Below are 5,708 nucleotides of genomic sequence, written 5' to 3'. Positions count from 1 at the left end.
AATGCACTTCAGTTCTGGTCATAAACAACGACCGATCTACAGTAGTAGCGATCGCACCTTCAATTGGGTTAAAGAAGCTAGGCCAGCCAGTACCACTGTTAAATTTGGTATCAGAGGTAAACAGTGGCTGTTCACACGCAGCACAATAATAAGTGCCATTGTCGTATTTCTTATCCAATGGGCTGGTGTGAGGGCGTTCAGTCCCGTGTTTACGCAATACATTAAACTGTTCTGGCGTTAAAATCGTGCGCCACTCTTCTTCAGGTTTGGTAATTTCAAATCCACTATTAGAAGTTGTCATCGCTTCTGACCCCCAATTGATATACCTTGATAACAATGCTGTGCCGACTATTACTGCACTAGCCTGTAAAAAATATCGTTTGTCCATATATCTATTATTTTCTATTTTCCGGTTCACTGGGCAATCAACTCTAGTACGGGATTCCCTACATTAATGACTATAATCAGCGATGTCTGACGACAAGCCGCTTCTCTACCAGAGAGATAGAAGGAAGGGGGTAGGGGAGCAGGGGGAGCAGGGGAGGATGAGGGAGACAAGGAGAATAACTATACCGTATGCCCTATTTTTTTGATCGCCAGTTGAGCGAACAGGGCTTAATATACATTGGACTGATAGAGTTACCGGAGTTTTTTGAAAACTTCTTGCTTGATTAAGTAGAATATGTGATACTTTAAAAATTATCAATAAAGAACGGTATTTCTACCGAATTACCGTAGTTTTAAAGGATAGGACTCATGCAGCTACTATGGTTCATCCCAACCCACGGCGACGGACGTTACCTTGCAACTGCTACAGGTGGGCGGGCAGTAAGCTTTCCTTATCTGCGGCAGATTGCCCAAGCGGTGGATGACCTTGGTTATACAGGGGCATTGCTGCCCACGGGTCGCTCTTGCGAAGATGCTTGGATTGTAGCATCAACACTGGTATCACTGACGCGACAGATGCGTTTTTTGGTGGCGATTCGTCCCGGCTTGGTATCACCTGGAGTAGCAGCACGGATGGCGGCGACTTTTGATCGTCTCTCTGGGGGACGCTTGCTGATTAATGTCGTGACAGGGGGCGATCCTGTGGAGTTAGCGGGTGATGGCTTGCATTTGGATCACGATCAGCGCTATGAATTAACAGATGAATTTTTGACAGTATGGCGAGCGATCGCTAGTGGTGAACAAGCTAATCTCCAAGGCGACTATCTCAACATTCAAGATGGTAAGCTGCTGTTTCCACCCGTACAGAAGCCATACCCACCCTTGTGGTTTGGCGGTTCCTCTGCGGTTGCTCAAAAAATTGCTGCCAAGCATGTAGATGTTTATCTAACTTGGGGCGAACCACCGGCGCAAGTAGCCGAGAAGATTGCATCAGTTCGCAGATTTGCAGAACTAGAAGGCCGAACTTTGCGGTTTGGGATTCGCCTACATGTGATTGTGCGCGAAACCGAGAGTGAAGCTTGGGATGCGGCGAATCAATTGATTAAGTATGTAGATGAGGAAGCGATCGCTAAAGCTCAAAAAGCTTATGCCCGGATGGACTCAGTTGGACAACGCCGGATGACTCAATTACACCACGGTAATCGTGAGGCATTAGAGATCAGCCCAAATCTGTGGGCGGGAGTTGGTTTGGTACGGGGTGGTGCGGGAACGGCCTTAGTCGGCGATCCCCAAACCGTAGCTGCCAGGATGTTGGAATATGCTTCTTTGGGTATTGAGTCCTTTATTCTCTCTGGCTATCCCCACCTAGAGGAAGCTTATCGAGTTGCAGAACTTCTATTTCCCCATTTGCCCTTAGAGAATCTGCCAGTGGTGGAGAAGCAACACGTCTTAAGTCCATTTGGTGAGATTGTGGCAAATGAAGATTTCCCTAAGCAGCAGCATCAGGAAAGAGCAACGTCCATATCCTAGTAATTAAGAACTAGAAGATTAACAGCCATGTTGCACCAACAAATTGACCAAAACATCTCAGAAAAAGAAGCGTGGGCATTGCGTCGTCAGTTGGGGATACCTAACAATAAACGCTTGTGGGTGCTGGCTTGTATGGACGAACGTTTACCTGTAGAAAAAGCATTAGGAATTAGTGAAGGAGATGCTCATATTTTTCGTAATGCCGGGGGCTTAGTGACGGATGATGCTATTCGGTCAGCAATGTTAACTACACAGTTTTTTGGCACCAAAGAAATCATCGTTATTAATCATACCGAGTGTGGCATGATGACAGCATCAGGAGACTTTCTCAGTGAGGTATTACGAAATCAAGGTATTGACGTGGATCAAGTTAATGTCGATCCTGCTTTGCCAGAGTTGAAGCTACCAAAAGGCGTTTTTTCCAAATGGATCAAAACGTTTACTGATGTGGATGAAATCTGCACACAGCAGGTGGAATTGCTGCGTAATTCTGCTTTAATTCCCCAGGATGTAGTTATTCATGGCTACATCTGGGAAGTGGAGAGTATGAGTTTGCGCCGTCCCCACAAACGTCTGAGTGATCAGGTCAACACAGCATCAGCTATGAAGGCCAAAACTGCAAAACATACTGAACCCATTTTAGAAATTGGGAGTTTAATTGAATGACTCATATTCTAGCGATCGCTGGTAGTCCAACCCATCCATCTAGAACTTACGGTTTTGTCGAATACACTGCCAAGCTTTTACAACAAGAAGGCTTGCATGTAGACATTATTTCAGTTCGAGATTTGCCTGCTGAAGATTTAGTTTTTGGACGTTACGATAGTCCTGCTTTAGAACAGCCAAAAGCTTTATTAGCAAAGGCAGATGGTGTAATTATTGCCACCCCAATCTACAAAGCTGCTTACACAGGAGTGCTAAAAACATTTCTAGATTTGCTGCCACAAAAATCATTGACAGGTAAACCCGTGTTACCAATTGCTCTTGGTGGGACGATCGCGCATTTATTGGCAATTGAATATGCACTGAAACCTGTGTTATCTGAATTAGGAGCGCGGCATATCCTAGCTACTGTTTATGCGGTAGACAAACAAATTGAACGACAAGCTGATAACAGCGTCCTGTTAGATGCGGAAATTGAGCAAAGACTCAAAGACGTTCTCAAGGAATTTGTGAAAGCTGTAGAATATGATGCCGCAGCACCTCAAGAATTGGTTCATGCCAATTAAATAATCAAGTTTATACCTCCGTTTACTTGTAGCAGAGGGGTAATTTATATCCATCTGCTACCTTTTTTGAAAAGTTAATCAAAGCAACATAAATTTAGTCTAAGAAATTACAATTTTCTAGCAATATTCAAAGAAAGTAGACCAAACCCAGACCTCTCTCCAAGCCTTTCTAGTCTATTCAACTAACACCGTTGTAATTGGGAGCATCCCAAATGTGTAAGTTATATAGTAATCCGCTTTGATTTTTGAAATTATTTGCGTAGGCGGGGAGTAGGGAATAGGGAGTAGGGAGTAGGGAATCAGGCTTTTCGAGGTGTACGGTGTTTATTCAAAAATCAAATAGGAATCCTATATCAAACCCACGTTATGAATTGTCATTGCGAGCGCAACGTAGTGGAGTGAAGCAATCCCATATCTTGCGATTGCTTCATTACGCTACCGCTTCATTCGCTTTTGACTTACACCTTTGTGCAAAATTGGGAAGCCAAAGCTTTAGCTACCGAAGCATCCTTGCTGGCAACTAACAAGTTGTTTGAACTAGCAGGTACAAAGTCCACCTTGCAGGAGTTTAATTACGATCGCCACTGGCGCAATGCTAGAGCGCACACCCTACACGATCCTGTGCGTTGGAAATATTACGCTGTTGGTAATTACTTTTTGAACAATGTCAACCCACCGCGTCATCCGTGGTTGTAAAGTTTCCCAAAATTATAGGTTGGGTAAGGCTAATACCTTGCCCAACCAAAGCGCCATTTTCATAATAAATGATTATTCAAACTTGAAAATTTCAGGACTTACGCAAAAACTCTCTCCAACTCTTATTCCTTCGTGCCTTCGCGGTTTGTTTTTCCGTTACTGGTGCGTAAGTCCTAAATTTATCAGAAATAAAGAAGCTGTTGTTAATCCAACTTAAGTTTTTGTTATAGATAGAGAAGCTGTTGTGAATACCGTTGAATCATTTATAAGAAATAAAGAAGCTGTTGTTAATTAAACTTAAGTTTTTTTATAGATGGATAAGCTGTTGTTAATACTGTTCAATCATTTATTAATATTGTTGAACCATTCATTAAAAACGTTAAACTTACAGACTGCTGCAAAATTATATTATCAACCAATAGCGATCGCTTGAAAAACAACCTTATTTTATTTGGCTAGCAGTGAGCGCTGATTACAAGCTAGCGTTGGCGCAGTCCGCACTTCTCTACGGGACGCTGCGCGAACGGCTACGCAGTTCGACTGCGGTTCCATCGAGGGGAGCCGAGATGCTCACCGTAAACTCAGTGACCACCGTAGGCATCGCTCCCTATATTAATGACAATGCGCTTTTTTGGTCAAGTTAGCAAGTATTTTAGATGTAGGGCGTAAAAAAATAAACTCAATGAAAGCAATGTATAACGACAGGCCGCAAGCCGTCTGCGCTTCTGATTTTGCATCTATCGTCGGCGAAGAAAATGCTATTTGCCTTTGGGAAAATATTAAACTCGGTCAGCAAAAACGTATTCAACAGGCTATAGCTTTTGGAAAGGTTCCCAGTTGTATTGTCTATCCTCGCACCCAAGAACAGCTAGCCGCAGTTATTGCCACAGCTCACACAAATAACTGGCGCGTCCTCCCCTGTGGTAGTGGCAGTAAACTTAGCTGGGGCGGTTTAGCTAAAGGCGTTGATATTGTAGTTAGTACAGAACGCATTAACCAACTCATTGAACACGCTGTTGGAGATTTGACTGTTACAGTAGAAACTGGGATGAAATTCTCTGATTTGCAAGCACTTTTGGCAAAATCGCGGCAATTTCTCGCCCTTGACCCCACAGCACCAGAGTCAGCAACCATTGGCGGTATTGTTGCCACAGGTGATACAGGTTCTCTGCGGCAACGTTATGGTAGTGTGCGCGACCAGCTACTAGGTATTACCTTTGTGCGTGCTGATGGACAAGTCGCTAAAGCTGGGGGAAGAGTAGTTAAAAATGTTGCCGGATATGACTTGATGAAGTTGCTTACTGGGTCTTATGGCACATTAGGCTTTATTAGTCAACTAACTTTCCGCGTGTATCCGCTATCAGAGGCATCGGGGACGGTGGTACTAACTGGCAGTGCAGAGGCTGTATCTCAAGCGGCTGATATCCTTCGAGGTTCGGCGTTAACACCAGTTCAGGCTGATTTGCTATCAACTAAACTCGTGTCCAGTTTAGGTTTGGGTCAAGGACTGGGATTAATTGCCCGCTTTCAAAGTATTAGTGAGAGTGTTAAGGAACAGTCAAACCGAATTTTGGAAGTAGGACAAAAGTTAGGTTTAGATGGGGCAATTTTTGCCGATGGTGATGAGGCTAATCTATGGCAGAGATTGCAAGAACGTATACATACTACTGCCACAGAATCTGTAATTACTTGCAAAATAGGAGTGTTACCTACTGCTGCCGTGGAGATTTTGACTCAGGTGGAGTTGGGTTTAATTCATATAAGTAGTGGTTTGGGTTTGTTACAATTAGAGGATAAAAATCAAGTTTTGAAAGTGCGCGATCGCACTCAAGCGAGTAGAGGTTTTTTAACAATTCTGGAAGCACC

At 43.7% G+C, this 5,708-nt stretch carries 6 protein-coding genes; 5 read left to right on the top strand and 1 reads right to left on the bottom strand.

Features of this window, described 5'->3' with window-relative positions:
- Positions 1–388 (bottom strand): peptide-methionine (R)-S-oxide reductase MsrB (msrB, locus tag LC574_RS23345; protein ID WP_229455960.1); only part of this gene is annotated, 388 nt, incomplete at its 3' end.
- A 368-nt stretch (positions 389–756) separates the two neighbouring features.
- On the opposite strand from msrB, the gene ssuD reads away from it, so the two are divergent.
- The 5 genes from ssuD to LC574_RS23320 all read left to right on the top strand — a co-directional run.
- On the top strand, positions 757–1,917 hold the full coding sequence (ssuD, locus tag LC574_RS23340; RefSeq protein ID WP_229455959.1) for an FMNH2-dependent alkanesulfonate monooxygenase: 1,161 nt from the start codon (positions 757–759) through the stop codon (positions 1,915–1,917).
- 27 nt (positions 1,918–1,944) lie between these two features.
- A complete protein-coding gene (locus tag LC574_RS23335) occupies positions 1,945–2,583 on the top strand; it encodes a carbonic anhydrase (protein ID WP_229455958.1) in 639 nt (212 codons plus the stop codon).
- Entirely contained in the window at positions 2,580–3,146 is a 567-nt protein-coding gene (gene ssuE / locus LC574_RS23330; RefSeq protein ID WP_229455957.1) for an NADPH-dependent FMN reductase, read from the top strand. The genes LC574_RS23335 and ssuE overlap by 4 nt, the downstream gene beginning before the upstream one ends.
- Positions 3,147–3,599: 453 nt before the next feature.
- Positions 3,600–3,842, top strand: coding sequence for a hypothetical protein (locus LC574_RS23325; protein ID WP_229455956.1), 243 nt, complete (start codon positions 3,600–3,602; stop codon positions 3,840–3,842).
- 682 nt (positions 3,843–4,524) lie between these two features.
- On the top strand, positions 4,525–5,708 hold a 1,184-nt coding region (locus tag LC574_RS23320), incomplete at its 3' end, for an FAD-binding oxidoreductase (protein WP_229455955.1).

Source organism: Nostoc sp. CHAB 5715 (assembly GCF_020829685.1).
In the GTDB taxonomy this organism is placed as follows: Bacteria; Cyanobacteriota; Cyanobacteriia; order Cyanobacteriales; family Nostocaceae; genus Nostoc.
The sequence above is the reverse complement of the archived record's forward strand: the minus strand, read 5'-3'. Positions and strand labels throughout refer to the sequence as shown.